The organism is Paenibacillus sp. MER TA 81-3, from assembly GCF_023713585.1.
In the GTDB taxonomy this organism is placed as follows: Bacteria; Bacillota; Bacilli; order Paenibacillales; family Paenibacillaceae; genus Paenibacillus_B; species Paenibacillus_B profundus.
The window spans coordinates 219,598-244,590 of sequence record NZ_JAMAWB010000002.1 but is presented as its reverse complement, the minus strand read 5'-3'; the positions used below and the strand labels follow the sequence as shown (position 1 = coordinate 244,590).

The 24,993-nt window shown below is 45.9% G+C and carries 26 protein-coding genes and 1 pseudogene; 18 read left to right on the top strand and 9 right to left on the bottom strand.

Annotated elements, in window-relative coordinates; genetic code table 11:
- Positions 1-23: 23 nt before the first annotated feature.
- Together M3650_RS03380 and M3650_RS03375 are read right to left on the bottom strand one after the other, a co-directional pair.
- Positions 24-1,424: a sensor histidine kinase gene (locus tag M3650_RS03380; RefSeq protein ID WP_251572371.1), complete on the bottom strand. Its 1,401-nt coding sequence runs from the start codon at positions 1,422-1,424 to the stop codon at positions 24-26.
- Positions 1,414-2,130: a response regulator transcription factor gene (locus M3650_RS03375; protein ID WP_251572369.1), complete on the bottom strand. Its 717-nt coding sequence runs from the start codon at positions 2,128-2,130 to the stop codon at positions 1,414-1,416. The genes M3650_RS03380 and M3650_RS03375 overlap by 11 nt, the downstream gene beginning before the upstream one ends.
- Positions 2,131-2,304: 174 nt before the next feature.
- Between M3650_RS03375 and M3650_RS03370 the strand changes: the two genes are divergently transcribed.
- Positions 2,305-4,338, top strand: coding sequence for a serine hydrolase domain-containing protein (locus tag M3650_RS03370; RefSeq protein ID WP_251572367.1), 2,034 nt, complete (start codon positions 2,305-2,307; stop codon positions 4,336-4,338).
- A 423-nt stretch (positions 4,339-4,761) separates the two neighbouring features.
- On the opposite strand, the gene M3650_RS03365 is transcribed toward M3650_RS03370, so the two are convergent.
- Both M3650_RS03365 and trhO read right to left on the bottom strand, forming a co-directional pair.
- Positions 4,762-5,403 (bottom strand): helix-turn-helix transcriptional regulator, encoded by a 642-nt coding sequence (locus tag M3650_RS03365; protein WP_251572365.1) that lies wholly within the window; start codon positions 5,401-5,403, stop codon positions 4,762-4,764.
- A gap of 45 nt (positions 5,404-5,448) precedes the next feature.
- Positions 5,449-6,333, bottom strand: coding sequence for an oxygen-dependent tRNA uridine(34) hydroxylase TrhO (gene trhO / locus M3650_RS03360; protein WP_251572362.1), 885 nt, complete (start codon positions 6,331-6,333; stop codon positions 5,449-5,451).
- 242 nt (positions 6,334-6,575) lie between these two features.
- Here trhO and M3650_RS03355 point away from each other — a divergent pair, with 242 nt between their 5' ends.
- The 6 genes from M3650_RS03355 to M3650_RS03330 all read left to right on the top strand — a co-directional run bounded on the left by M3650_RS03355 (position 6,576) and on the right by M3650_RS03330 (position 11,034).
- Positions 6,576-6,866, top strand: a complete 291-nt coding sequence (locus M3650_RS03355; RefSeq protein WP_483311721.1) for a HesB/IscA family protein — start codon at positions 6,576-6,578, stop codon at positions 6,864-6,866.
- A 175-nt stretch (positions 6,867-7,041) separates the two neighbouring features.
- Positions 7,042-7,311 (top strand): HesB/YadR/YfhF family protein, encoded by a 270-nt coding sequence (locus M3650_RS03350; protein ID WP_311295019.1) that lies wholly within the window; start codon positions 7,042-7,044, stop codon positions 7,309-7,311.
- A gap of 235 nt (positions 7,312-7,546) precedes the next feature.
- Positions 7,547-8,317 (top strand): 5-oxoprolinase subunit PxpB, encoded by a 771-nt coding sequence (gene pxpB / locus M3650_RS03345; protein WP_251572360.1) that lies wholly within the window; start codon positions 7,547-7,549, stop codon positions 8,315-8,317.
- Positions 8,314-9,333, top strand: coding sequence for a 5-oxoprolinase subunit C family protein (locus M3650_RS03340; RefSeq protein WP_285848279.1), 1,020 nt, complete (start codon positions 8,314-8,316; stop codon positions 9,331-9,333). The genes pxpB and M3650_RS03340 overlap by 4 nt, the downstream gene beginning before the upstream one ends.
- Positions 9,334-10,119, top strand: a complete 786-nt coding sequence (locus M3650_RS03335; protein WP_251572358.1) for a LamB/YcsF family protein — start codon at positions 9,334-9,336, stop codon at positions 10,117-10,119.
- A 30-nt stretch (positions 10,120-10,149) separates the two neighbouring features.
- Complete coding sequence (locus M3650_RS03330; RefSeq protein WP_251572355.1) at positions 10,150-11,034, top strand: RNA polymerase sigma-70 factor; 885 nt, start codon at positions 10,150-10,152, stop codon at positions 11,032-11,034.
- On the opposite strand, the gene map is transcribed toward M3650_RS03330, so the two are convergent.
- Positions 11,031-11,777: a type I methionyl aminopeptidase gene (gene map / locus M3650_RS03325; protein ID WP_251572354.1), complete on the bottom strand. Its 747-nt coding sequence runs from the start codon at positions 11,775-11,777 to the stop codon at positions 11,031-11,033. The genes M3650_RS03330 and map overlap by 4 nt on opposite strands.
- Positions 11,774-12,319 (bottom strand): hypothetical protein, encoded by a 546-nt coding sequence (locus tag M3650_RS03320; protein ID WP_251572352.1) that lies wholly within the window; start codon positions 12,317-12,319, stop codon positions 11,774-11,776. The genes map and M3650_RS03320 overlap by 4 nt, the downstream gene beginning before the upstream one ends.
- Positions 12,320-12,841: 522 nt before the next feature.
- On the opposite strand from M3650_RS03320, the gene M3650_RS03315 reads away from it, so the two are divergent.
- The 6 genes from M3650_RS03315 to M3650_RS03290 all read left to right on the top strand — a co-directional run bounded on the left by M3650_RS03315 (position 12,842) and on the right by M3650_RS03290 (position 19,127).
- A complete protein-coding gene (locus tag M3650_RS03315) occupies positions 12,842-13,285 on the top strand; it encodes a carboxymuconolactone decarboxylase family protein (protein WP_251572350.1) in 444 nt (147 codons plus the stop codon).
- A 285-nt stretch (positions 13,286-13,570) separates the two neighbouring features.
- Positions 13,571-14,371 carry an LCP family glycopolymer transferase gene (locus M3650_RS03310; protein ID WP_251572348.1) on the top strand — a complete coding sequence of 267 codons (801 nt, stop codon included), beginning with the start codon at positions 13,571-13,573 and terminating at the stop codon, positions 14,369-14,371.
- Between the two features lie 150 nt (positions 14,372-14,521).
- Entirely contained in the window at positions 14,522-15,421 is a 900-nt protein-coding gene (locus M3650_RS03305) for an alpha/beta fold hydrolase (protein ID WP_251572345.1), read from the top strand.
- 211 nt (positions 15,422-15,632) lie between these two features.
- Entirely contained in the window at positions 15,633-17,525 is a 1,893-nt protein-coding gene (locus M3650_RS03300; RefSeq protein ID WP_251572342.1) for a beta-propeller fold lactonase family protein, read from the top strand.
- A gap of 601 nt (positions 17,526-18,126) precedes the next feature.
- Positions 18,127-18,585, top strand: coding sequence for an NUDIX domain-containing protein (locus tag M3650_RS03295; protein ID WP_251572340.1), 459 nt, complete (start codon positions 18,127-18,129; stop codon positions 18,583-18,585).
- Positions 18,582-19,127 carry a nucleotidyltransferase family protein gene (locus M3650_RS03290; protein WP_251572337.1) on the top strand — a complete coding sequence of 182 codons (546 nt, stop codon included), beginning with the start codon at positions 18,582-18,584 and terminating at the stop codon, positions 19,125-19,127. The genes M3650_RS03295 and M3650_RS03290 overlap by 4 nt, the downstream gene beginning before the upstream one ends.
- Before the next feature lie 300 nt (positions 19,128-19,427).
- Here M3650_RS03290 and M3650_RS03285 read toward each other — a convergent pair.
- A pseudogene (locus tag M3650_RS03285) lies at positions 19,428-19,574 on the bottom strand (recombinase family protein); the annotation flags it as partial.
- Between the two features lie 9 nt (positions 19,575-19,583).
- Entirely contained in the window at positions 19,584-20,921 is a 1,338-nt protein-coding gene (locus M3650_RS03280) for a D-serine ammonia-lyase (protein WP_251572335.1), read from the bottom strand.
- A 152-nt stretch (positions 20,922-21,073) separates the two neighbouring features.
- Here M3650_RS03280 and M3650_RS03275 point away from each other — a divergent pair, with 152 nt between their 5' ends.
- The 5 genes from M3650_RS03275 to M3650_RS03255 all read left to right on the top strand — a co-directional run bounded on the left by M3650_RS03275 (position 21,074) and on the right by M3650_RS03255 (position 23,856).
- On the top strand, positions 21,074-21,619 hold the full coding sequence (locus M3650_RS03275; RefSeq protein ID WP_251572333.1) for a helix-turn-helix domain-containing protein: 546 nt from the start codon (positions 21,074-21,076) through the stop codon (positions 21,617-21,619).
- A gap of 337 nt (positions 21,620-21,956) precedes the next feature.
- Positions 21,957-22,148: a hypothetical protein gene (locus M3650_RS03270; protein ID WP_251572331.1), complete on the top strand. Its 192-nt coding sequence runs from the start codon at positions 21,957-21,959 to the stop codon at positions 22,146-22,148.
- 255 nt (positions 22,149-22,403) lie between these two features.
- Positions 22,404-23,372 carry a helix-turn-helix transcriptional regulator gene (locus M3650_RS03265; RefSeq protein WP_251572329.1) on the top strand — a complete coding sequence of 323 codons (969 nt, stop codon included), beginning with the start codon at positions 22,404-22,406 and terminating at the stop codon, positions 23,370-23,372.
- Positions 23,373-23,543: 171 nt separating this feature from the next.
- Positions 23,544-23,693, top strand: coding sequence for a hypothetical protein (locus M3650_RS03260; protein WP_251572327.1), 150 nt, complete (start codon positions 23,544-23,546; stop codon positions 23,691-23,693).
- A 10-nt stretch (positions 23,694-23,703) separates the two neighbouring features.
- On the top strand, positions 23,704-23,856 hold the full coding sequence (locus tag M3650_RS03255) for a hypothetical protein (RefSeq protein WP_251572325.1): 153 nt from the start codon (positions 23,704-23,706) through the stop codon (positions 23,854-23,856).
- 6 nt (positions 23,857-23,862) lie between these two features.
- Here M3650_RS03255 and M3650_RS03250 read toward each other — a convergent pair whose 3' ends face one another.
- Entirely contained in the window at positions 23,863-24,957 is a 1,095-nt protein-coding gene (locus tag M3650_RS03250; protein WP_251572323.1) for a helix-turn-helix transcriptional regulator, read from the bottom strand.
- Positions 24,958-24,993 lie beyond the last annotated feature (36 nt).

Sequence of the window (24,993 nt, the reverse complement as noted above, 5' to 3'; positions counted from 1 at the left end):
GTCAGCAGCCATTCAGTTTTGAATCACTTAGGCAACGTGATCTGGAACATGGTGTTTCCTTGGCTTGTGTCTAAACGAATCTGACCGCCATGTTTCTCAATGATATTTTTAGAGATGGTCAATCCAAGACCCGTACCCCCGTCGCTTTTTCTCGACTGATCTCCTCTAACAAAAGCATCAAATACTTTTTCTTTGTAGGTATCAGAAATCCCAATTCCATCGTCGATGATATGAATATGGACATGTTTGGGGTCATCGAGCAACTTTAGGAGAACTTCAGTCCCTTGTGAATTATAGGTTAAAGCGTTGGACAGGATGTTGGAAACAGCACGATATAACAGTTTATAGTTAAAAGGAACGGTTATTTCATGTGCGGGAATATCAAACTGAAAGTTGAACTGTTTCTCCTCGAATGGAACATAAAATTCCACCACAATTTCACGGATAAATTCTGCGATATCTAATAACTCTGTTGAAAATGGGTAATCAGGGCTTTCAAGCTTGGACAGTTCGAATACATCTTCAATTAATGCCGTAACTAGTTTCGCTTTCGTGTAAATGAGATCGAGCGTGCTTTGTCTCTTCGCTTCATCCTGGATAAGTCCCCTCTGCAATGCTTCAACGTAGCCTTGGATCGTGGTGATTGGCGTTTTCAGATCATGGGAGATATCGACCAGCATGCGCTGCTTACTTTCCTCCAATTGTTTCTTCTCTCTTTCGGTTTTCTCCAGCTTTTCAGCCATAATGTTGAAATGTTTCTGGATTTGTTGTAATTCATAGTTTGCTCTAAAATCAAGCCTTTTGTAATAATGACCGTTGGATACATGTTTGATGCCCTCCGCAATGTAACGCAGCGGGTTGGTTATTTTGGCTGCTGTCCATCGGCTGTAGATATACACATTGATGCCATATAAAATGAGAAAGAGAATGAACGATTGCATCATTAACTTCCAAAAAATTGCATTATGGCCTTCAGAACCGCTTGTTATCGTAAAGTTGCGCGAAACATATTCTTTGGGGATTTTAACAAGACAGTAGAATGTTCGGCCGTCTTCCGTCTCAAAGGGTGCTAGGGTAGCATGATATAAGCGCTCTTCTTGATCGTAAAATAAGCGGTTTAATTCCTTTTCCGAATAGGAAGAGGAATGATCTAGTTTTTTTCCTTTGATATAAACAATTTGTAGATGATCATCGAGAATTTCTACCCATCCTTTCAGCAATTCAATCCCTTCGGAAGGCATTTCAACATAATTTTGGCGTACAACCTCACTTGCTTTTAATTTCGAAAATGCAGTACCTCCAAACTCGTGAATCAGACGATAATTAGCTACGACCAGTAGTATGAATACGATGATTCCTACAGTAAAAGAAAAGAAAACATAATTTTTGATGAGGGTGCTTGATATCTTTTTTTTACTTCCCATCGAGTTCATCCTTTTTCGCGAATCGGTATCCCAGTCCACGAATCGTTTTGATATACATCGGATTTCTTGGTTGATCTTCAATTTTGTCCCGGAGTCTGCTGATTTGAACCATAATGGTGTTGTCATCAGCAAAATATTGATCCGACCATGCCTTCTCAAAAATCTGTTTCTTAGTGTAGATGCGTCCGGGAGCATCCATGAAAAGCTTTAACAGCTTATATTCTATGGAACTAAGCGAGATTGGCTGTCCTCGCTTATACAACATACACGAATGGTGGTCGAGTGCCATGTCGCCTACACATGTCTGTGAATCGAGTGCAACCGAATCTGCCTCATTGAACTCGTAGGTTCTTCGCAGCTGAGCCTGTACGCGGGCGAGCACCTCCATGGAACTAAACGGTTTAGATATAAAATCGTCTGCTCCGATACCGAGACCTAGAATTTTATCCGTTTCCTGATTTTTGGCAGATAAAATGATAATGGGCAGCTTATAATCTTTTCGAATTAACTTTATCAATTGATAACCGTCGAGCTCAGGCATCATGATATCTATGACAGCCAGATCGATGCTAATGTTTTGTATATACGCTAAAGCCTCTTTACCATTGCTCGCTTCGACCACTGAATATCCTTCTACTTCTAAAAATAGTCTTAGCAATGCTACAATTTCCGGTTCATCATCAGCGATGAGGATCGTTTTGCCCATGAGTTGTCCCTCCTTATCTGTCATTATGTAATTCAAGCTAGTCCAGCAATCTCCTCTATGTAAGAATGAATGTAAGATTAATGTAAGAAAAGTGAAAGTGAGGGGACAGATTCGCTCTGTACAATAACGTTATCTGACTAAAGAATAACATATGGTAACGGAGGGGAAATGATCATGATTCATTCTCGTATACGAAAAAAGGCAGTGATCATACTTGCCAGTCTGTTAATGGTCTCATCAGCCGTGCCTTCGGTTTATGCCTCTTCGGCAGAAGCGGGTTCATACGCGAACAAGTCGTTGGGTCTTGTAAGCTCTAAGGAGGTCGAGGCGTTTGCCGACGAGTTTTTTGAACGGCAGGACGTTAAAGACATGGGGATTCCAGGAGCCGTCTTTGTGGTGGTCAAAGATGGAAAGGTGCTGTTGCAGAAAGGATACGGTTATGCGGATATAGACAAGAAAACGCCGACTGACCCGGAAAAGACGGTGTTCCGCATTGCATCGGTTTCCAAAGTCTTTACTGCAACCGCCGTCATGCAGCTTGCAGAGCAAGGTGAAATTGATGTGAATCATGATGTTCAGGAGTATATGGGGGATATCAAGATCAAAAATAATACGGACTTCCCCGTTACAGTGGAGCATTTATTAACACATACGACGGGATTTGATATCGTTGACCCTCCACAGGGCGACTCCATTTCATATGACTTGTCTAAAGTGTATCCGCTTAAGGAGTATGTGAAAGAATGGATGCCTACCGTTATTCGAAAACCAGGTGATGTGTTCAAATACGATAATATTGCCTCTATGCTGCAGGGATATATCGTTCAGAACATGTCGGGCTTGCCATTTAACCAATACGTAAACGAGAACATATTTAAACCGTTAGGAATGAATAACAGCGGCTTTTTGATGACGCCCGAGCTTCGCGAGAAATTGGCTGCCGGCTATAATGAACATAACAAAACCTCTCCAATCTACCATTTTGCTCCGAACGATATGCCTCATGGAGGCATGCTGACTACGGGCAGTGACATGGCCAAGTTCATGATTGCCTTCTTAAATAAGGGGAAGTTGGATGGCAACCGGATCTTGAAGGAAGAAACGGTCAAAGAAATGAGTAAAGTGCACATGGGAATTCACCCCAAAGTGCCAAATATGGCTTACGGATTCGAATACGCTTATCAGGATTACTATAACGGACAGAATGTCATTGGCAAAAGTGGGGCGGCTCCGGGTGGTTTTTCCTCCTGGATGTGGCTGTTGCCGGAACAAAATGTAGGCGCGTTTATCGTTTACAATAAATCGGGGAAGCTGCAGGAAAAAATATTCAAAGCCTTTATGGACCGTTACTATCCCAAGCCAGAACCAGCGCCAAAAAAATACCTGACTCCAACAAAAGAACAGCTGAGACGCTTTGAAGGCGTGTATCGCGATCTGCGAGTGAGCTACGTGCTTACCCGTATACATGCCGCTGCAGACGGAAGGCTAGAGCTGGAAAATCTTACAGGCAAGCAAGTCGTTCGGCAGGTGGATCCCCTTCTGTTCGAAGACGAGAATGGAAGCCAGGTCGCTTTTAAAGAAAACCCGGATGGCACGATCGGATATATGTTTTCCAAAACGAATCGGGTAAGTTGGGTAGAAAAGCTCCCTCAGCCCGAGCGGTTTCAAGATGTCCCCGACAATCATCCTTACGCGGAATACATTGAAGGCTTGCATCAGCTCGGCATTGTTGGGAGCAAGCCGAATGGAACATTCGGTCCGAACGAACCGCTAACGCGTGCGGAATTTGTGGTGCAGCTGATGAACTGGACAGGCATCCCTGCGTCAAAAGCTCCATTAATATTCGAAGATATTCACGATATGCCAGAAGCCGGAAAAATCCAAACGGCCTTGGAATATAACTTTATCAAGGGAACAAGCGAGCGGTTGTTCGAACCGAATCGGCCGATTCTCCGGCAAGAGGCGGCCGCGATCATGTCGAGAGTGATGTCGGGCTTTGGCGCCAAGCCGTCAGAAGGCGCCATTGCCGGTGATACAGATCCATGGGCAGAAAGCGCGGTGAAGTTCATTGCAGGCAAGCAATATTACGGACCAGAGGTTTCCATTTCTCCTGATGGAGCAGTGGATTATCGCTCAAAGAAGATGATGACTCGTCAGGAAGCTGCGGCACTCATTTATTTAGCGAGTAAATGGAGCGTTTCTTCTTAAAGCAGTCTGAGTCGCAACATGATAGGGGGGAATGAGTGTTGGAGACCCGATGCAGAGAAAAATTATTGATGCTCCAAGCGGAAATGATAAAAGCCAACATTTCAACAATACATTTTATATTGTCGCTAAGGGAATAGAATATAAGCTGCAGAGAGTAAATTATCTGCCTAAACGAACAAAGCCGCCCTGGAGCTCGGCTGCTCATTCACGAAGTCCAGCGACATCGCTTAGTACCTGCGAAAGTTCTGAATGATTATATTGCATACAAAGAAGCTGCAAATTGAACCATATACGGTCAATTGCAGCTTCTAGCAATAAATATATAGAATGCCAGATGCGGGATAGACGATGGTTTGTGCATGTTGGAAAACGTTTATTATCTCGATCGGGATGATCCGACGTACAACTTTGTTAAGCCCTAATTTAGGATTGGCGGTTGCGTCTCCGAATCGTATACACGCATTTTCTATCCCCTTTTGACAAGCACTCCGGACGAGAAATATCCGCGTCCAACAAAGACTCAAATAACTTCAGTTCACATGTGCAGGCATGGTTATACTGGTTGGCAATTTGGGAGATCGGACAATTATGCTCCGTAAAAATGAACTCGTCATCGTTGTTTTTTTTCAACTCCACCATGTAGCCATTTTCGTTTTGAATATTAGCAAGTAAAGCTATTTTCTCTTGAAAGCTTTTATCTTCCATTGATTCAGCATGCTTTTTGTATAATGCATCTTTGCGGCGTTCAAACAATCGCTCTACCATATTTTCTCCCGATTCCTGCACCAATTCATGAAGGAGATCGAGGGCTACGGCGTGATACTTATTTGGAAATAGTATACTAGCACGCTCTGTTAGATGGTACACGGCAGACGGTCTCCCCATTGGTTGCCGTACAGTTCTCGAATCAATAAAACCATCGCGTTCTAGAGCGTCGATATGGCGGCGGACCGCCATGGAAGTAATGTTGAGCCGTTCCGTAAGTTCTTTGGCGCTAAGCTCATCATTCGTTTTTAACAGATATAAAATGGTCTCCCGGGTCGACATATCGTCTCGTGGTTGCAAATGCAGTTCACCACCTTGTTATTAACTTCATTTAGCAGGCTGCCTTTACAGCGGGGCACATTGCTCAGAGCAATAACCATTATAAATGCTATCGCATTCTTCACAACAAATATGCTGCTGATGGCAAGCATCATTTGCACAATTAATGTATCGATCAGTAGGTTTGCTGCAATGATGGCAACGTCCCACGACGATATCTTCATCCGTATGGTTAATCGGCACAGATATCCGTTCATCAAATACGTAGCATTTGCCATCGAAAAGTCTTCCTTTTATGTCAGGATCTTTTCCGTAAGATACGATACCGCCATCTAATTGGTATACTTCTTGAAATCCTTCCTTCAGCAAAAAGCCGCTCAATTTCTCACAGCGGATTCCTCCTGTACAGTAGGTCAGAATAGGCTTGTCTTTATGTTCGCTCATATACTCCCGAATCCATTCCGGGAATTCCCGAAAGCTCTCCACATCCGGTCGAATGGAATTGCGGAAATGGCCGATATCATATTCGTAACCGGTCCGGCCATCCAGCACGATAACGTCGTCACGCTGAAGATGTTCATAAAATTGTTTGGGATTAAGCTTTTTACCGCTCAGGATATTGGGATCAAGCTCCTCATCATCAACACGAAAGGTAACCAGCTCTTTTTTGTAACGCACAAACATCTTTTTGAAGGTGTGTCCATCTGCTTCGTCTATTTTAAACACGATATCGGCAAAGAGAGGGTTCTGACGCAAATCATGCATGTATTGATCTGCTTGTTCAATGGTACCGGACAGCGTTCCGTTGATTCCTTCGTCGGCAATCAAAATCCGGCCTTTGATGCCAAGATTCTTGCAATAATCCAGATGCTCCTGCGCAAATTGCTCGGCATCGGGAATGTTTACGTATTTATAAAATAGCAGCACTGAGTATACAGATTCTTGGTTCATTACATTCCACCTGGTTCATTATATTTTATGGAAAACATTAGACAATGTAAAATTTTATCTATAAAAAGTATTGTAACACAACATGACGGGTTGACAAGTGGGAGTTCAGTCCTCATTATTAGTATACATAACACTATACTATGTATAAATATATTTAAAGTATTTTGTTATAAAAGTTATTGGAAGTTTCATACACGTTATCCAGTTCAAAGGCACGAATCGAAATAGGGGAGTGAGTAGCCATGATTCAAATTAGCGATGCTGCAGCGGATAAAATTACTGGAATGCTAAAGGACATTGGCGCTGAACCGTCGTATTTTCTGCGTCTAGGAGTTAGCGATGGGGGTTGCAGCGGTTTATCCTATAGCATCCTCTTTGACGATTCACGGCAAGAAGACGACCGAGTAATAGAATGGAAAGGATTTGAGGTTGTCATTGGCAATGCCAGTGAGGAGTACTTTGAAGGTGTACATATTGATTATATGGAAACCGGAATGACGGGTGGCTTTTACGATAGACAACCCCAATGCTAAATTCACATGCGGTTGCGGAGCCAGCTTTCGAACGGCTGCCTATCGGGGGAAAGCCAAAAAATGCGATTGATCGTCAAGGAAAGGAAGGTTTCATATGAGCTTTGTCATTAGCCCGATGTCTCGGCTATCTATATACGCACGCTTATTTCTTAATATGGAGGGATAGACCTTGAACATGATGGTAACGAATGCCGCAGTAGCTTGCTTCCAAAGAGACTGGGAATACCGCAAGGGTGACTTTATCCGTATTTATGTCCGATATAGCGGCGGGGGAGAAGATGCATTCGCTTTTGGCATCACGAAAGATGAACCGCAGTATCCCGTGAACACGTATGTCGGTGACGGAATTACATTCTTTATGGAAGAAAATGATGCATGGTATTTGGACGGTCGCAATTTAACGATCGATTGTCTCCACGGTGATATTGTGTTTGCCCGTGGCTAAAGTTCAAAAGCAAGACAGCGGCAGAAATGAGACTATTTCTGCCGCTGTCGCATTTCAGGGCGACTATTTTTTGGAGGGCTTCAAGAGCTTCTTTTCAAGAGAATGAGATTGACGTATAGATGTACCGGCGCGCAGCGGGGACTTGAAATGAAGGAGAATATAATGGCATGATCAAGAAGACAGAACATATCCATGGAACAACAAGACCGCTGACTCAATAGCAAGGGGGAGACATATGTCGGGCTTATATGAAACGGATGAGAGTGATGTTCTCGTGCTGCCGCTCGGAGATCGTGCGATTGTTGTTGATTGGGGCGGCAGTATCCACCCGGACACCCATGGCAAAATACGCGCCTTGTGTTCGCAAATGGAGCGGAACCCTGTTCCGGGCGTCGTGGAAGTTGTGCCAGCGTATACGACGGTCACCGTGTTCTACGAGCCGCTGAAATTGCGGGATCCGGTTACGGGTGACCAATGGTCTCGCAGTGGTGGCAAGGGCGCCCGATCCCCTTTTGAGATCATCAAGAGGATCGTCAGCAGGATGGTGATGGGTCTAGAATCAGTGGAAGCAGGCAGTTCCAGAATCGTGGAAATACCGGTGTGCTACGGAGGTGAGTTTGGGCCTGATTTACATGATGTTGCGGTGCACACCGGGCTGAGTGCGGAGGAAGTCATTAAGATTCACGCGAGTCAGGACTACTTGGTGTATATGATCGGATTCGCGCCGGGCTTTCCTTATCTCGGCGGCATGCCGGAACGGATTGCTGTCCCTAGACGCAGCTCTCCGAGACCAATCATTGACCCGGGTTCAGTCGGAATAGGAGGCAAGCAGACCGGCGTCTATCCGATTGCCACGCCCGGGGGGTGGCAGTTGATCGGAAGAACCCCATTGAAGCTGTTCCGTCCCGCTCATGCTGCGCCGAGCTTGCTGCAAATGGGTGACATCGTCCGCTTCCGGCCGATCGGCCCCGAACAATATGCCGCGTGGAAAGAGGATGACATATGAGTCTGTATATTATAAAATCAGGACTTCTAACTACGATTCAAGATCAAGGAAGGTTCGGGTATCAGCAGCAGGGGGTCATTGTCAGCGGAGCAATGGATTCGTTCGCCCTTCGCGCAGCGAATATGCTGGTGGGCAATGACCAAGGGGACGCTGCCTTGGAAATTACGCTGCGAGGACCGTCCATCCGCTTTGATGCTGAAGCGCTTATCGCCATATGCGGAGGCAATCTTTCGCCGAGTATCGGCGGGCAGAAGGTTCCATTATGGAGACCGGTCCTCATCAGAGCGGGAGAGGTGCTCGAATTCGGTCCCTGCATATGGGGGGCTCGCGCTTATCTAGCCGTTGCGGGAGGGATCGATGTGCCGCTGGTGTTGCAAAGCCGCAGCACCTATTTGCGTGCGGGGCTCGGAGGGCTCGAAGGAAGAGCACTGAGGACCGGGGATGTGCTCCGCTGTGGTGCTGTTTCCGACTGTGCGGCGAAATATACGAGGAATGGTCTGGCAGCGCTAGAGTCAAAGCCTTTTGCGGCTGCGCCTTGGTTTATCGGTTTCCCGTCCCGCCCCGCGTATGCGCAACAGCCGGTGATCCGCTTTATTCAAGGCCGTGACTTCAGGCATTTTACCGAAGAGAGCAAGGCGGCTTTTGTCAGCCGGCCATTCCATGTCACACCTCAATCGGACCGGATGGGGTATCGCTTAGAGGGACCGGCTATCCGATTAATGCAACCTTTTGAACCGATCTCCGAAGCGGTGTCGTTCGGAACGGTGCAAGTCCCGCGGGAAGGGAACCCGATCATATTAATGGCGGACCGCCAGACGGTAGGAGGCTATCCGAAAATCGCGCAAGTGGCGAGTGTTGATCTTCCTGTGCTGGCCCAAGTGAAACCTGGGGAAAGCATACGCATGGCCGAAATATCGTTGGAACAAGCGGAAGTGCTGTATATGGATACAGAGCAGTCATTTGCTCTGACGGAAAAAGCGATCGGGCTTTATCTCACGAAAGAAAGGGGCGTTTGAATGTATACCGTCGATCTGAACTGTGATATGGGGGAGAGCTTTGGCACCTATACGTTGGGAAACGATGAGGCGATTCTTGATAAGGTGACGTCTATTAACATTGCTTGCGGTTTTCATGCGGGTGATCCGCAGACCATGAGAAAAACGGTAAATATGGCTCTGGAGAAGCAAGTGGCTATCGGTGCTCATCCCGGACTGCCGGATCTGGCGGGCTTCGGCCGCCGTAACATGAATATTACGCCACGAGAAGCGTATGACATGACCGTGTATCAGATCGGCGCCTTAGAGGGGTTCGTTCGAGCCGAAGGCGGCAGAATGCAGCACGTCAAGCCGCACGGAGCTCTATATAACATGGCGGCTCAGAACGACAAGCTGGCTCAAGCGATTGCCGAAGCCGTCTATAAGGTGAATCCCGAGCTGGTCTTGTATGGTCTCTCGGGCAGCGAAATAATTCGTGCCGGAACCCGAACAGGGCTGAAGACGGCCAGCGAAGTGTTCGCTGATCGGACCTACTGCCGAGATGGAAGCCTCACCCCGAGAAGCGAGCCAGATGCGCTAATCAGCGAACCCTCGCAGGCTGCCGCCCAGATTATCCAGATGGTGAAAGAGGGCACCGTCCGCTCGCGAGAGAATATGGAGATTAAGCTTACGGCAGAGACCATATGCATACACGGAGATGGGACACATGCGCTGCACTTTGCCGCTCGAATCCGGGACATGCTTCTATCTGAGGGGATCCAGCTTCAAGCTGTGCGCGATCGTAAACCTGACGGGAATTTCCAATGATATCATTAGATAACAGATCGGAGGAATTCCATGGAATGGGAAACAGTCTACAAGAACAATCTGACAATGCTTACTGCGATTGCGTACCGCATGCTCGGTTCCTTGGCCGACGCGGAAGATATCGTGCAGGATCTGTTCATCGAGGTGCAGCAGCTCGACATGGTACATGTCCGCAATATGAAAGCATACTTAACTAAAGCGGTAACCAATCGTTGCATCAGCTTCATGACATCGGCCCGTAAACGGAGGGAAGTGTATGTTGGTCCGTGGCTGCCTGAGCCTCTGATCAATCTGACAGAACAGGATCCGATGGAGCTGGCGGTGAAGGATGAATCCATTTCGTACGCGGTTCTCGTTCTGCTCGAACAATTGAACGCTGTGGAAAGGGCCGTGTTCATTTTAAGGGAAACGCTTGCTTATAGTTACAGTGAAATCGCCCGGATATTGGATAAGTCAGAAGAGAATTGCCGTAAAATTTACAGCCGCGTCAACAAGAAGCTGCGTCAAGAGCTGCCTGCGGCTTCTCCCCATACGGAAAAAGAAGAAGCGCTCGTCCAAGCCTTCATACTTGCATCCAAAACAGGCGATTTCGCTGACGTAATTCGCATGGTCACTGATGACGCCCTACTCATTATGGATGGCGGCGGCAAAGTTCGCTGCGCATTACGTCCGATCATAGGCAGGCAGCGAATAATGGCGCTATTGAACGGAATTGTGCCGAGAGGGTATTTCGAAGGGGAGCTCCTCCCTGTCGAAGTTAACGGCCAGAGAGGAATGGTGCTTGTCAGAAATGGCAGTCCGGTTCTCGCGATATGCTTTGGCTGGGGCGCGAAGCCGGGAGAGCAGAAGCGTCTTGTACGCATCTTTTTCATATCGAATCCTGACAAGCTCGAACGCACGCATTCAACTTTTTAAAGCTTTGTAAGAATTTCAGGCCCATTGTCGGTAATGGCAACGGTATGTTCATATTGGACACAAATCGAGTGGTCGATCGTTCGTGCCGTCCAGCCATCACTTTCGACATAGGCGCGCCAGTCTCCAAGCGTGAACATCGGTTCGATGGCGAGCACCAAGCCATTTTTTAATCGGGGCCCCATCCCTTGTCTGCCGTAGTGGGGAACAGGCGGCTCTTCCCACAGATCCTTGCCGAGCCCATGGCCCGTAAATTCTCTGACATTGCCGTACCCGTGGCGCGTCGCAAACGTGTCGATCGTAAATCCGATATCTCCAATATGGTTTCCGACGACAGCCTGCTCAATGCCAAGCAGCAAGCTTTGATGACAGACATCCATAAGCTGAGCGATTTCCGTCGAGACGGTACCGACCGCATAGGTCCAGCCGGAATCTCCATGGTAACCGTTGTAGAACGCCCCGACATCAAGGGTAACGACGTCCCCATCCTGCAATGGCGCATCATCTGGAAATCCATGACAAATAACATCGTTTTTCGCCACGCAGATGGAGGCTGTGAAGCCATGATGTCCTTTGAAGCTGGGCACCGCTCCTCTTGCGCGAATATGCTTTTCCACCATTTGATCGATGGCAAGTGTCGTAATGCCGGGCTTAATCGTGTCTGCAATTAACGCATGGCACTCAGCTACGATATGGCCTGCTTCCCTCATAATTCCAATCTCTTGATCGGATTTCAATATCATCATCGTGTTTCCTCCAGCTTCATCAAGTTCTTTTTTTGCAGGTAGTTATAACGATTGCGGCATTTCGCGCTACAAAACTTGTTTACTTTAGCCCGCTGATAGGGAATGAACCAGCTATGACACTGGATGCAATGCTGCAGCTCCAGTTGCTCTTTCTCCATAGCTTCAAGCAGACTTAGGATGGCTTCCATGTAGATTCGCTTCAACTGATTCGGAGGGTCTACGAACTCGGTATGAAGCAGAAACGGAGGAGCACTGTCCTTGTTAGAAAGGTTGCTTGATGCAGGCACAGGCATATTTGCAGGCGTGGCAATGCTTAATTTTAGACGGATAGCATGATAATGTTGAAAAGCGGTATTGATTCGCTGCACGGAATCGGCAGTTAATGCCTGTTTGGCTTGGACGGACTTCGCCAGCAGCAGCAATAGACTTTGCAGCTCTTGTTCCAGACTGCCTGTCTCCATCTGGTTGTCATGCTCTTTCATCTGATTGAGTACGCTGAGAAAAAAATTCGGACGAGATAGGACGGGACTCAATACTAGCATCTCCTCACGATTTTATCTTTTTCAATGGATTGATGTGGTTAATCCATTTATAACAGAACGTGATCATGAAGTCAAACTTCAATAAAGGTATGCCGGTTTCGTCTTTTGCCTCATTCTCCCCTTTATTCAGAATGGCAGACTTTCTTTGTCATACGAACCAATTGTCGGTTTTCCATGCAGTGCAGTGGTCCATATATCCAATCTCCCTTACCGTCAGGAAAGAAAATCGCGAGCATAAGGCGCATGCCGCTACGCAAATCATGGCATGGCGCGGCGGATTACAATGCAGTTAACCAGCATCGTCTTGGGCACGCTCACTCCTGAAGGAAGGGGAGAATGGAGCAAAGGGGCTAATGAAGCGAATTATCGTCAATCCGATCACGCTATTGTACAAAATATGATTTTGTTGATCCGAGTTGATGTCACAAATTCAGCACTCATTTTGTCAAATAGGTGAAAGGTAAGCGATGAGAAGTCATCTCTTGCTTTTATTCAATGCCAATACCCAAGGAGGAATTGTACATGGACACGAGATTTAAAATGGAAGAGGTAAACCCTAAAGGCTATGCGGGCATGATCGAACTAGAGAAGGCCCAAATGTCTGCCTGCATCGATAAGCGAATGAAGGAACTAATCAAAATCCGCGCTTCCCAAATCAATGGCTGTGCATTTTGCATCGACATGCATACGAAGGACGCGCGCAAGCTCGGCGAAACGGAGCAGCGCATATATGCGCTTAACGCATGGCGTGAAACGCCCTTCTTCACTCCGGAAGAGCGGGCCGTGCTGGCTTTAACGGAAGCAGTCACCTTAGTAACCGAAGGTCATGTGCCTGATGAGGTATACAAGGAGGCGCGCCGTTATTTCGATGAAAAGGCAACCGCAGAAATCATTATGGCTATCGCTACCATCAATGCATGGAACCGAATTGCCATCTCGTCAAGAAAAATGCCTGCCTGTGAATAGAATAACGGTGTTCTTGAAGGCAGGTCCCCTCGGGGAACTACATTAATAGAGTTATATCGTTTAAGTCCTTGGTTGAAAACCATGGACTTTTTAATTTATGCTGGAATTAATCAACAGGTTTCGACGTAGATCATAGCAGGTTAACTTTTTCATAACCCTTTATGTTTCATGGTACGTAAGATGAAAAACACTAAGAGCCAGAACAAACGCAGCCATAAGCTGCAAGCTCTCTCTTTATTGGGGGGGCTCTTTGTGTTTACATTCATCGATCAGTCGGAGGTTTGCATGAGAAAAAAATATGTAAAAATAAGTCTCGCGGTTTTGTTGTCATTTGTCATTATTGCAATAGGCTGTACGATTTATATTTATCGTGCTATGGAAAAGACGGCGGACAGCATTATCGTTGTGTCTTTGAATCCTGCGGTTAAAAATGCATTGATGTTTAATATTCCACGTGATTCGCGAGTAGAGATCGTCGGGAAACATAAAATGGATAAAATCAATCATGCTTATGCATATGGTGGAGCTGAAATGATGAAAAAAACGGTCGAACGCTTTTTGAACCATTCGATCGATTACGTCGTTCAGACAAACATGGAGGGGTTAACTCAGCTTGTTGATGTTTTCGGAGGAATTGAAGTAGTTAACGACTTTGCCTTTAAACAAATGGATCAATATGGAACAAAAAAGCATCATTACGACAAAGGGCAGATTCAATTGGACGGGGAGAGGGCGCTGCATTATACGAGAATGAGGAAATCTGATCCTAAAGGAGATTTGGGGCGAAATGAACGCCAGCGACAGGTTTTAACCATTTTACTGCAAAAAACGGCATCGTTATCTTCTGTATTTAAGATCGAAGAAATATTGAACATCATGGGTAAAAATATTAAAACAAATATCTCTTTTGAAGAAATGAAATCCTTTTTCCTGCAGTTCAAAAAAGACTGGAACGACTATCAAATTGAATCGCTTGAGATAACAGGCTCCAACCAAATGATTCAGGGCATTTATTATTATCACGTATCTGAGGAAGAGCGTGATCTTATCTCCGCCCAATTGAAGGAACACGCAGCTGAAGAATGAAGAGAAGGTTTTTAGGAAATAGGTACGAAGCGGATTATTGAGCGAACTCATGAAGGCCCGTAATTACTTCTAGAGGCGGATGATGAACGCCAGCGTATAGGTTAAGATGATGAGCAAACGGCAGGTTGTGAAGAAAAAGGAGGGTCCATTATGAAGGGATATATTCATCTTCCAAATCAGAAGAAGGTCTATTATGAGGTTGTCGGAGAGGAGCATTTTCCAACCTATGTGTACATACATGGTGGACCTGGGACGGGTTCTTATGATTTCCTGCATTTGCAGGGCAAGGCATTATCCGAATTCCTCAGAATCATCGCTGTCGATCAGCGCGGAGTGCTGCGCTCCGATCCGCTTGAAGAAGACGAGGCATGTGGACTTCAGGATATTATTGCGGATTTTGAAACGATCCGTGAATATTTCCAGCTGCAATCTTGGGGCGTCATCTCCCATTCCTTTGGCGGGTATATTGGCACGAAATATTGCTTGCAATTGCCTCATGTCGTGACGAGCCTGATCTATGAATGTCCTACTTTTGATTTGCACAGCTCATCAGTAAGTATCTTAAAAGGAGCAGCGGATATGTACAAGCGCTTGGGACAAATCGATGACGCAGCGGCCTGCATGAAAGCGGCGGCAATTCGTGATGCACAGACCATTTGGGAGGAGCTTTCATGTTATTTGCATCGGCTGGGAGATAAGCGTGACGAGCTTTATGTGCATGGCGAAGACAAACATTTTTTTGATAAAATGGTGGCCGAATTGGGAATTTCAGCACACCATTGGTCGCGCAGCGGAACCCATCAGAAGAAGCTCTACGAAGAGGGAAGCGTGTTTGCATCGTTGATTGATGATTTGACACATATAACGTGTCCCGCTCTTCTACTGCAAGGAAGGTACGATCTTGTCACGAGCCCGGAGCAAGCTGAGGCGTTTAGTAAAGGTGCATGCAGACGAACGGAATTATTTCACAATAGCGGTCATTTTCCAAGATTCGAGGAGCCTGAGCGGTATGTTGAAGTAATCCGCGATTTTGTAAGCGGCTTAAGGTAGGAAGTAATTATGGACGATCATGAAGACTCCATCATAGAAATGGCCATGCCGCTGCGCTCCCGATAGATTTGAAAAAAGGTTGTTGTAACTAATAACAAGGCCGGGGCCATCTGAAGCTGTCCTCATATAATATTGAAACCTATCTTATTTCTGCGCCCTTTTGCTAGAATAATAGGTTTTAATAAAGCTTTTTGAAAAGGAGGACAAGCCGATGAACACATTACCCAACAATTATGTCATCGCCATTGAACGCGCGATAAGAAGAGTCAGCTTTGTCGACACGGATACGCTAACAGTAGCCCAGCAAATCAGTATCGATGGCGACATAATGGATGTAGCTATTACGAGCGATTTTAATAAAGCGGTTATAAGCGCCTTTTTAACTCAGCAGTTGTTTGAAATCGATTTGCGTACGGATCCTCCATCCGTTGTCAATACTTTCCACTCACCCACCGCGCTGGAAGACGTGGCTCTCAGTGCCGATAACCGCTTTGCCGTAAGCGTGGACGGAACTTCTGTTGGGCAGCTGAATATGGTGTCATATAGTCTTGAGCACGGAGACGGCAGCTGGATCCCTGCGGATGCGCAAGCGGTGGCGGTCTCCCCCGACTTGAGCGGTCGCATCTTGACTGCCCGCTTCGACCAAGGCAGGGTGCGGCTCTATTTGATTGACAATGCGGGCATGCTCACGGATACCGGGAGCGAAGTGATGGCGGGCGACACGCCATTCAACCTTTCCTACACGCCCGACGGCCGATTTTGTTTTGTAGCCAACTTTTTCGCTAATGAAATCGTGGTTCTGTATACCGGAAACCCGAATTATTTCGGAGAAACGAGCCGAACGCCTGTCATTGGGAACCCGCAGACGATCGTCGTATCCAAAAACGGACAGCGAGTATACGTTCTGACTACGCAGGAGGTCGCCAGCTTCGAGTTCGATCCGGTGGCCCAAAGACTGAGCCTAACGGGACGATTCAATCATAACTTGAATATTGTCAGTTATTTCGGCGTAGAACGAATGACGCTGGATGCCACGGAGACGAAGTTAATCATCTCTGGTCAAAACCAGCTTGCTGCCTTCGACCTCACAGGTACTCTCCTGGGGATCGTACCGGGCGTGCAGTCCGACGGAGGGGTGGCTGCCGGACAAGCAAGTCACCGTCTGCCTACCGACACCTTATTGGTGACTTCCCTCGATGGTAAGCTTCAATTTTTTGACGAAACACTTTCACCTGTTATCGGTGAGGTTAATTTGGATGTGCATGGAATAGATACTAATAATGTTGTCATATCAAGAGATTGCAGCAGAGCGCTCGTCGCATCATCCTCCGGCGGCTTTAAACTGTTGGATATCGACCTCACGACTAACCCGCCTTCGCTGAAGCATACGGTCTTTACTCCGGTGCCCGTGTTCAGTCTCGACATTACGCCGGATAGCCGATATGCGGTCGGTGCGTTCAGTCAATTGATCTCCTATTCGTTTTCCGATCAAACCGTCAAATCCATTCCGGCAGACGCGCAAGCCGTGGTCGTATCGCCGAACGGTAACGGTCTCATTCTGGCTGCTAGTTATTCTACAGGCCGAATAAGACGTTATCATATCGATGCCGAAGGCAACCTGACGGATACCGGGCGCGAAGTGGAGATAGGTGATTCTCCAGCGAACCTCGCCTATTCACCCGACGGCAATTTTGCCTTTGTCGCCAACTGGGGGGCACAGGAAGTAGTCGTGTTGGATACGAGCAGCCCGGATTATTTCGGTGAAACGAGCAGGGTTGGCTTGAGCGGCAACCCGGACACGATACTGGTGTCCCGTGACGGGAGCAAAGTGTACGTGCTGACTTCACTGGAGGTACAAATCTTCAATTTTGACCCAGTTGCCGAAAGATTGACGCTGTCGAGCAGCTTCAATCACAACCTGAGACCAGTACCCATATTTGGTGTCAATATGATGGCGTTGAACTCGGACGAGTCCCTGCTGTATATTTTGACTTTTGTGCCCCGGTACTCAAGGAGACTGGTGGCTTTTACCACAACCGGAGAACAACTGTATGGGCCAACCGGAGACTTTGCCCCGGGAGTCGCCATCTGTAAACCCGTGTAACGGTTTGATCCCGATTGAGTTGAGATATATACAAAGCCCTTAATGCTTCCCACCGGAAGGTTAAGGGCTTTGTCCGATCGTTTAATAACATAAGGTTAAATAAACAGGTTTCTTATTGTATGATAGTAAAAACCCTCAAATAATTGAGGGCAGCGGCAACTTAAAAGATCCGTCGCCGTCTCCGCGGCGTCTCCAACAAGACGATGGCCAAAAGATCGAAGAGCACCAGAGGCAATATAAATGGAACAAATGAAGTATGGACCTTTTTGGCGTGTTTCACTGAATTGACTTTTAAATATACTTTTTTGTCATCCACTTTGACAATTGTGCCCGTATATACATTTCCATTCTTGGCAGTAACTCGAACGAATTTGTTCAGGTACTTCACGCTTTTTTTGTAGTGGGATACGGAAGGCATAGAACTACCACCTTTACGCTTTTATTGATTAAGGTATGTGTGTCGTGACTTAAGGGTGTGGGCTGTCAAACATATGAACTGATTGAGGAGAAATGAAAATGGACATGAACATTCGCTATACAGAAGAGGTGCCAAGTCCTGACCCAATTTACTGTCTATACGATTGCTTCGGGTGTTGTCAGAATGAATTTTACTTGGTATGAATGGAATGAGATCAGTGACGACAAGCTTCATTTTGCGGTCATGCTCTCGATATATCAAGGCAAATACATATTAATCAGACACCAAGACAGAGCATTATGGGAAATGCCAGGCGGCCGGAGAGAGCCTGGGGAAGAGATTCTCCATACGGCAAGCAGGGAGCACTATGAAGAGACGGGAGCTGTTCATTTTGATCTGACTCCCTATGGAATGTACTCCATTGATCGACGTGTAGGTTTGGTCTGTTTTGCAGAGGACCACGACATGGATACTTTGCCCCAGTACGAGATCGAGGAGATACGGCTGGTTGATTCGTTGCCTGACAATATGAACTATGGAGGGTTGTATACCAGGTTGGAAGCGAAGTGGAATGCTCATAAAAACAACATGTTGAAAAAATACACCATCCATTATAACCAAGACGGGGGGACAAGCCAGTGAATGATGCAGAACAGCTCAAGCAGTTTTTTCATTCGCAAGCAGACCTGTTGGAGGAATTGAAGCTAGTAGAAAGCTTGAACTTGCCTGAATGCTATATTGCGGCAGGATATGTTCGCAACCGGATTTGGGATATGCTGCACGGATACGAGATGTCCGAGCTGAATGACATCGATGTCGTCTATTACAATGTGGATGATATCGAAGCGGCAACGGATATCCTCATCGAGAATCGATTGATCGAAGTGACGGGAAATGAAAAATGGTCAGTTAAAAATCAGGCGCGGATGCATCTGAAAAATAATAACGCGCCTTATAAGTCTACCGATGATGCTTTAAGCTACTGGACCGAGACCGCGACGGCTGTAGGAGTGAGATGGCGTGATAATGAGATTGAGATTTGCAGTCCGTATGGCTTGGATGATTTATTTCAGATGCATGTCAGAAGGTGTCCGTTATTTAAAGACGTACATTTTTTTAGAGAACGTGTTCATGCAAAGAAATGGCTGGAAAGGTGGCCATTATTGAAAATGATTGAAACCTAAAATTATAGGCTCAGCTTCAGACACTACGAAATAAGTGACAAAGCATGGAATCGCATTGGGCAAATTTGAGAATAAGCGTGATTTAGATGCTGCAGTAGGTGCAGGTGTTCTATGAAATTAAAGTTCTAGACTGAAAATTATCAAAGACCTATTATTATAAAAACACTTAAAATAAGGCACTCACACATATTAGTCATATCTAAAATGTAAGTGCCTTTTACCATTAACCGGCAGGATGATTTTTGATTGACGCAGCTCATCTAATGCTGAAACAAATCAAATGAGTCGTATTTCCATTTCCTGATACTGTAGCCGGTTAAAATCTTTCCCACTTTGCTTATCAATGAAGATATACCGTTCATCAATTTCAAGTTTGCGAAATTTCTTAATCTGCCGGTCTGGGTTTTGATCTTTAGCCGAAACACGCGCATACCCCAGTCGTGTCATAAGGGTATTTTACAATCCTTTTTGATAATATTGGGTCATCACTTCTTCAGGAACCATGCTTCCACCTGTCCCCCAAATAATATGTGTGCCCTTACTCATTTTTTCCGTTAAATTATGCTTCAGTAAATAATCGATTCCCTCTTTACATAATTTAATTGGTCCTATCATGCCTGCTAGTGCGGAAGGTTCTAAATGAATCCCCTCTGTATCGACTAGTTCCTTTAGCAACTTATACAACTGTTCATCGCTAACCGTATAATTACCGCTTAAAAAAGGTTCTATAGTTTTACCCACAAATCCAGATGCCTTTCCTACCGCAAGTCCATCCGCGTCTGTTACATTGTCAATACCAACATCTTGTACAGAAATTTTATCATGAAGTCCAGTCATTAAACCAAGTAACATACATGGAGAGTGGGTAGGTTCTGCAAAGAAACAGTGAACATAGTCTTGATACAATAACTTCAAACCAAAAGCTATGCCTCCAGGACCACCACCTACCCCACATGGAAGGTAAACAAACAAAGGATGATTTTCATCTACTGTTATCTCTAATCCTTCTAATTGTTTTTTCAATCGAGACGCTGCCACTGCGTATCCTAAAAATAGGTCGTGAGAATTTTCATCATCCACAAAATAACATGTAGGGTCCCCATCTGCTTGGATTCGACCTTCTTCTACTGCTTTACTATAATCAGCTTCATATTCAATAACTTTAACATTTTTGTTTCGAAGCAAATTTTTTTTCCAGTGTTTTGCATCAGCTGACATATGAACAGTCACATTAAAACCTAACTTTGCACTCATGATGCCTATACTAAGTCCTAAATTTCCAGTCGAGCCTACTGCGATTGAATATTGTGAGAAGAATGTTCGAAACTTATCACTATCTAAAATCGAATAGTCATCTTGAATTGTTAACAATTGATGTTGAAAAGCTAACTCTTCTGCATGTTTGAGAACTTCATAAATCCCTCCTCTTGCTTTTATAGATCCTGATATAGGAAGGTGACTATCACACTTTAGCAATAATTCGCCTAATATAGGTTGTTGATAATTCTGTTCTAAGGATTGTTTCATGGAAGGTATTCCTACTAAGGGAGATTCTATGATACCATTCATCTTTTTGGTTTCTGGGAAAACCTTGGCGATATATGGAGCAAAACGTTTCAACCTTTCCTCTGCATCCCTTACATCCTCTTGAGTAAGGGGGAGTTTTTTAATTCCTGTTTGGAATTTTTCGATAGTAGGATTGATCCAAAATACTTCCTCCATCGAAATGAGCTTGTTTAGTAAAGGGTATTGGTCTTTGCATATTCGTATATCTTTGCTCTCAATCTCCTTCATTTGTCTGATCCTCCTCATTTTCTTGTATCAAGTTGTGCAATGAATTATAATTAAATAAATTTAAATACAGTTTAACACATAATCGCCTTTGTGTTAATTTTCATTTACTTTATTTAAATTAAATTTAACATTTCATTAAGGAGTATTCGATTATGGGAAATATAGACATTGGTAAGAAAGTTGAAAAATATAGAAAAGCTAAAGGATTGAGTAGTAGAGAGTTAGCAAAATTAGCTGAAATTACACCTTCAATGTTAAGCCAAATTGAACGAGGTTTGGCGAATCCTTCTATTCAAACCCTAAAGGTCTTAGCTAAAACCCTTGATGTTCCAACTTTTAGTTTTTTACTTGAAGAAACAAATACGGATGATTTAATAGTAAGATCCAGTAAACGTAAGAAAATGATCATTGATAATTTGTCTTATGAGTTATTGTCACCTGATTTTACGGGTAATCTGGCAACGGCGATTATGAATGTTCCTCCGAATACTTCTTCATCAGAGAAACTTCTGGAACATAGAGGGGAGGAAGTAGCATTTATTTTAGAAGGAAAAATTAGGGTGTACTTGGATGAAGAAGAATATCTATTAGAAGCTGGTGATAGTGTGAAAATACCAGCAAATTTAAAACATAAATGGGAAAACAATTTTAGTCAAAATGCAGTTGTATTATTTTCAGTTACCCCACCCGTGTTTTAATGTAGATAAATGTAAAATGTTATTCCACAATCGGGCGCGATTGTTTAATAATTAAATCCCAATTTCTCATTTATATCACTGGAAATTGCCAACAACTAAGAGAGAAGATTTTTATTTTGGGTTGATGATGTGCTTTGGAATGGTTCTCTTTATGTCTCTTTATGGATTGGGGTCTGCTTACTTTTCTATAGTTTTTAAAAATTTTATTTACTACGAACAGCAGGAGATCGTTTGCCTGCCAAATCTGAACATATGGAGCACCCCGGTCAACATAGCAAAGAACGAACAGGGCTCTCTTTGAAATAATACGCAATGATGAGGAAGGGACGATAAATTTATGGAGCATAACGATTGGAAGGACTTTAGAGCCGCTGTCCCTTGGTTCATTCAGGCCAAAGATACGGTAGAAATTGAAGATAAACAGGAAGAAGGGATGGAACTTACCGAACCATTCCAGGAAGTCTTTCCTCAGCTGTCCACATTGCTTGCGAAGGCAAGAGTAACGAATGTTACACGACCATGGATTTGATCATGTGGTGCCCACAGATGGGTATCCTGAGTACACCTTATATCGCATTATGGAATGTCCGGATGTAAGGGCCTGGATTGAAACGGTTACCGCTCAACATATAGCGAGATGCCTTACATAAGCGAAGAAGTTGTTCAACGACGATTGAACGGCTTCTTTTTTTCATATAAAATAATACAATGATAATCATTATCAGTAAAGTGGAGCGATATATGACATCCCATGCGCATGAGCGACAGAACGGAGTGAGTTTTATTGAACACAACAGACTTTCATTATAACTTCAATACTTTTTTCGATGAACTGGCATTGCAGCGGCAGCATGCGGGACGCACCGAGCATCTGCCATTCCATTCGCGCATCGGCGAAGGGATGATCCGCCGCTTTGTGCCTCGCTTCGATATGGAAGTGGTCATATCCGATTATCGGCTGCATCGGGACCGCGCAATCAGCCTTCCTTCCGGGACGGCCATGGTGGAATTGAGCTATTGCTTGCAAGGCACGAGACGGACTCATCTGGCAGGAACCTGGCACGAAACCGCCTCTGACAGCTGCACGCTGCAATTCGTGAATGATGTGGATGCGCGCTTCGAAATGAGTGGAGACGAAGCGTATGTCATGCTCGGCATCGGCATCCCCGTATCTACCTTTCATCACTTCATGGAGGACGGGAACGGCAGGCGCTCGATCAGCTTTGATCACATTCTCGGCGGAGAGTCTTTCCACATGTTCCGGGAGACGATCGAGCCGTCCGCCTCGGTTATCGTCAAACAAATCATTCAATCCGCCAATACGGCGAATACCCGGAATCTGGAGCTGGAGTGCAAGGTGCTGGAACTATTGTCTTTGGCATTCCGCTCATTCCTGTTCGAAGGAAAGGTGGAATCGTCGAGGCTGTCGCGCACCGATGTGGAGCGAATTAAGCAGGCCCGGGATATTATGCTGGCGAATATGTCGGAGCCGCCCTCTCTCATCGAGCTGTCCCGGATGATCGGCATGAACGACTATAAATTGAAGGTCGGCTTCAAAGAAATGTATGGAACGACCGTATTCGCTTATTTGCGCGGCAAACGGTTGGAGAAGGCTTGCCTCTTGCTGCAGCAAGGGGAAGTCAATGTGAATGAAGCCAGCTGTGCTGTCGGGTATTCGAATCCGAGCTACTTCGCCGAAGCATTCCGAGAGAAGTATGGCATCAATCCTGGCGAGCTCGCTCGGCGTTATTGAGCAGCGGGATTCGCCGGCTTAATGACAAAGTGAACACGCCCCGTTGGAAAATATACATTGAAATGAACGCATTCGGCGGTTATCCGGCACGTGGACTGTAATATGTACAGTGGATTCGCTATTTTTTCAGCGATTGTGCTGAATGAGTGTCAAAGCAGTGCATAAAATCCAATGAAGCCTAGACGAAAGGAAGTATGCGTGCTGTTCTATTATACAAAATCCAATGTATTGTGCATGACGAAAGCAGAGCTTCGGCAGACCAAGCATATTCTGGCTGCTGCTATATCCGCGATTGCGGTGGTGAATTCCATCAAGCATTGAGAACTTGCGTATGCTGGAGTTATCGTGGTCCAATATGGCGCCACCTATGAACATGCAGCTTGGATCTGCCGCGGCAAGCACTTATTTATTAGAAGGCAGCGGCGATGCTGTCACTGTCGAGACGGTCGGCGCGAAGCTGAGTTATTTCCGTGCGCGCCGGTAGGCTGCCTTACATGTCCGGATGCAGGCTGAACCGGGAGAGCATGTGCCAGGTAAGCTCTCTGCGGCTGGTAACGCCCGTTTTGGCAAATATCGATTTTAAATGGTCCTGCACTGTATAGGTAGAAATATGAAGCGTCTTGGCAAGATCGGCGGTGGAACAACCTCTTACTACCAGCATGAGAATGTCTTTTTCGCGTACCGTCAATCCATACGCTTCCGCGATGAGCGGCAGGATGTCGGACGCTGTGGCGGGTTCGAACCAGACGGCCAGTTGGATGGAATCGTCCGATCCCTTAAGCTTGCTGGCGCGAATCGTGACAAATGGGCCGTCAGGCATCCGAATGCAGACCTTCGCCAAGGAAGTTCGCTCGGGGGGGACGGCGGCTGTCTCTGATAGCGCACGGGAACAGACTGCACGTACCGGTCTCGGCAGGGTCTGCTGGCCGATTCGTTCCCACTCTTGCAGCAGGGAGAGCCAATGATCGGCCGTTGCATTGGAAGAGATAGGGCTCAGCTGCCCGGAGAGGAGCAATATCCCCGGTTCCGAACCCTTCCATTTTTCATCCTCAGCCGGTACCGTCAAGCTTGCCTTGCGCATAAAGCGGGCCATGGACGGGACGAGGGAAGAGATGAAGGCACGCTCAGTCTCTTCGAATACAGGATGCTCATGACGGCGGTATAACGTTAAATAACCCCAGCAAGCCTCTTCGCACACCAAGGCAGCCCGCATTTCATCCTTGAAGCCGGCGGGGAGCAAAATATTCCGGTACCGTGCGCTTTGTTCCAAGCGGCCTTCCGTCGCTTCGCTCAATGTAGCGACGGGATCGGATGCTCTCGCCAATGTAAGATAAGAGTTGAAATCCTCGATCTCGCGCATGTATTCATGTTCGAACAGACTATGATGAATCGCTTCTACCCCTTCTTCAGTAATGGCCCCTGTAGACAGCAATGTCTGCGGGTCCACAGCGGTGCAGCATGCGCCCGCGAAGGGCACCGCCTCGCGCAAATACTGCAACATCGTCATCCTGTATTGTTGTGAAGAAGCAGAGCTCTCCGCCAGAGTCAACAGCTTCTGTGTGACTGAATCCATCTTCGCGTACATGTCGTATCTCCTCTGTTGCGTTCTCTCGATTATCGC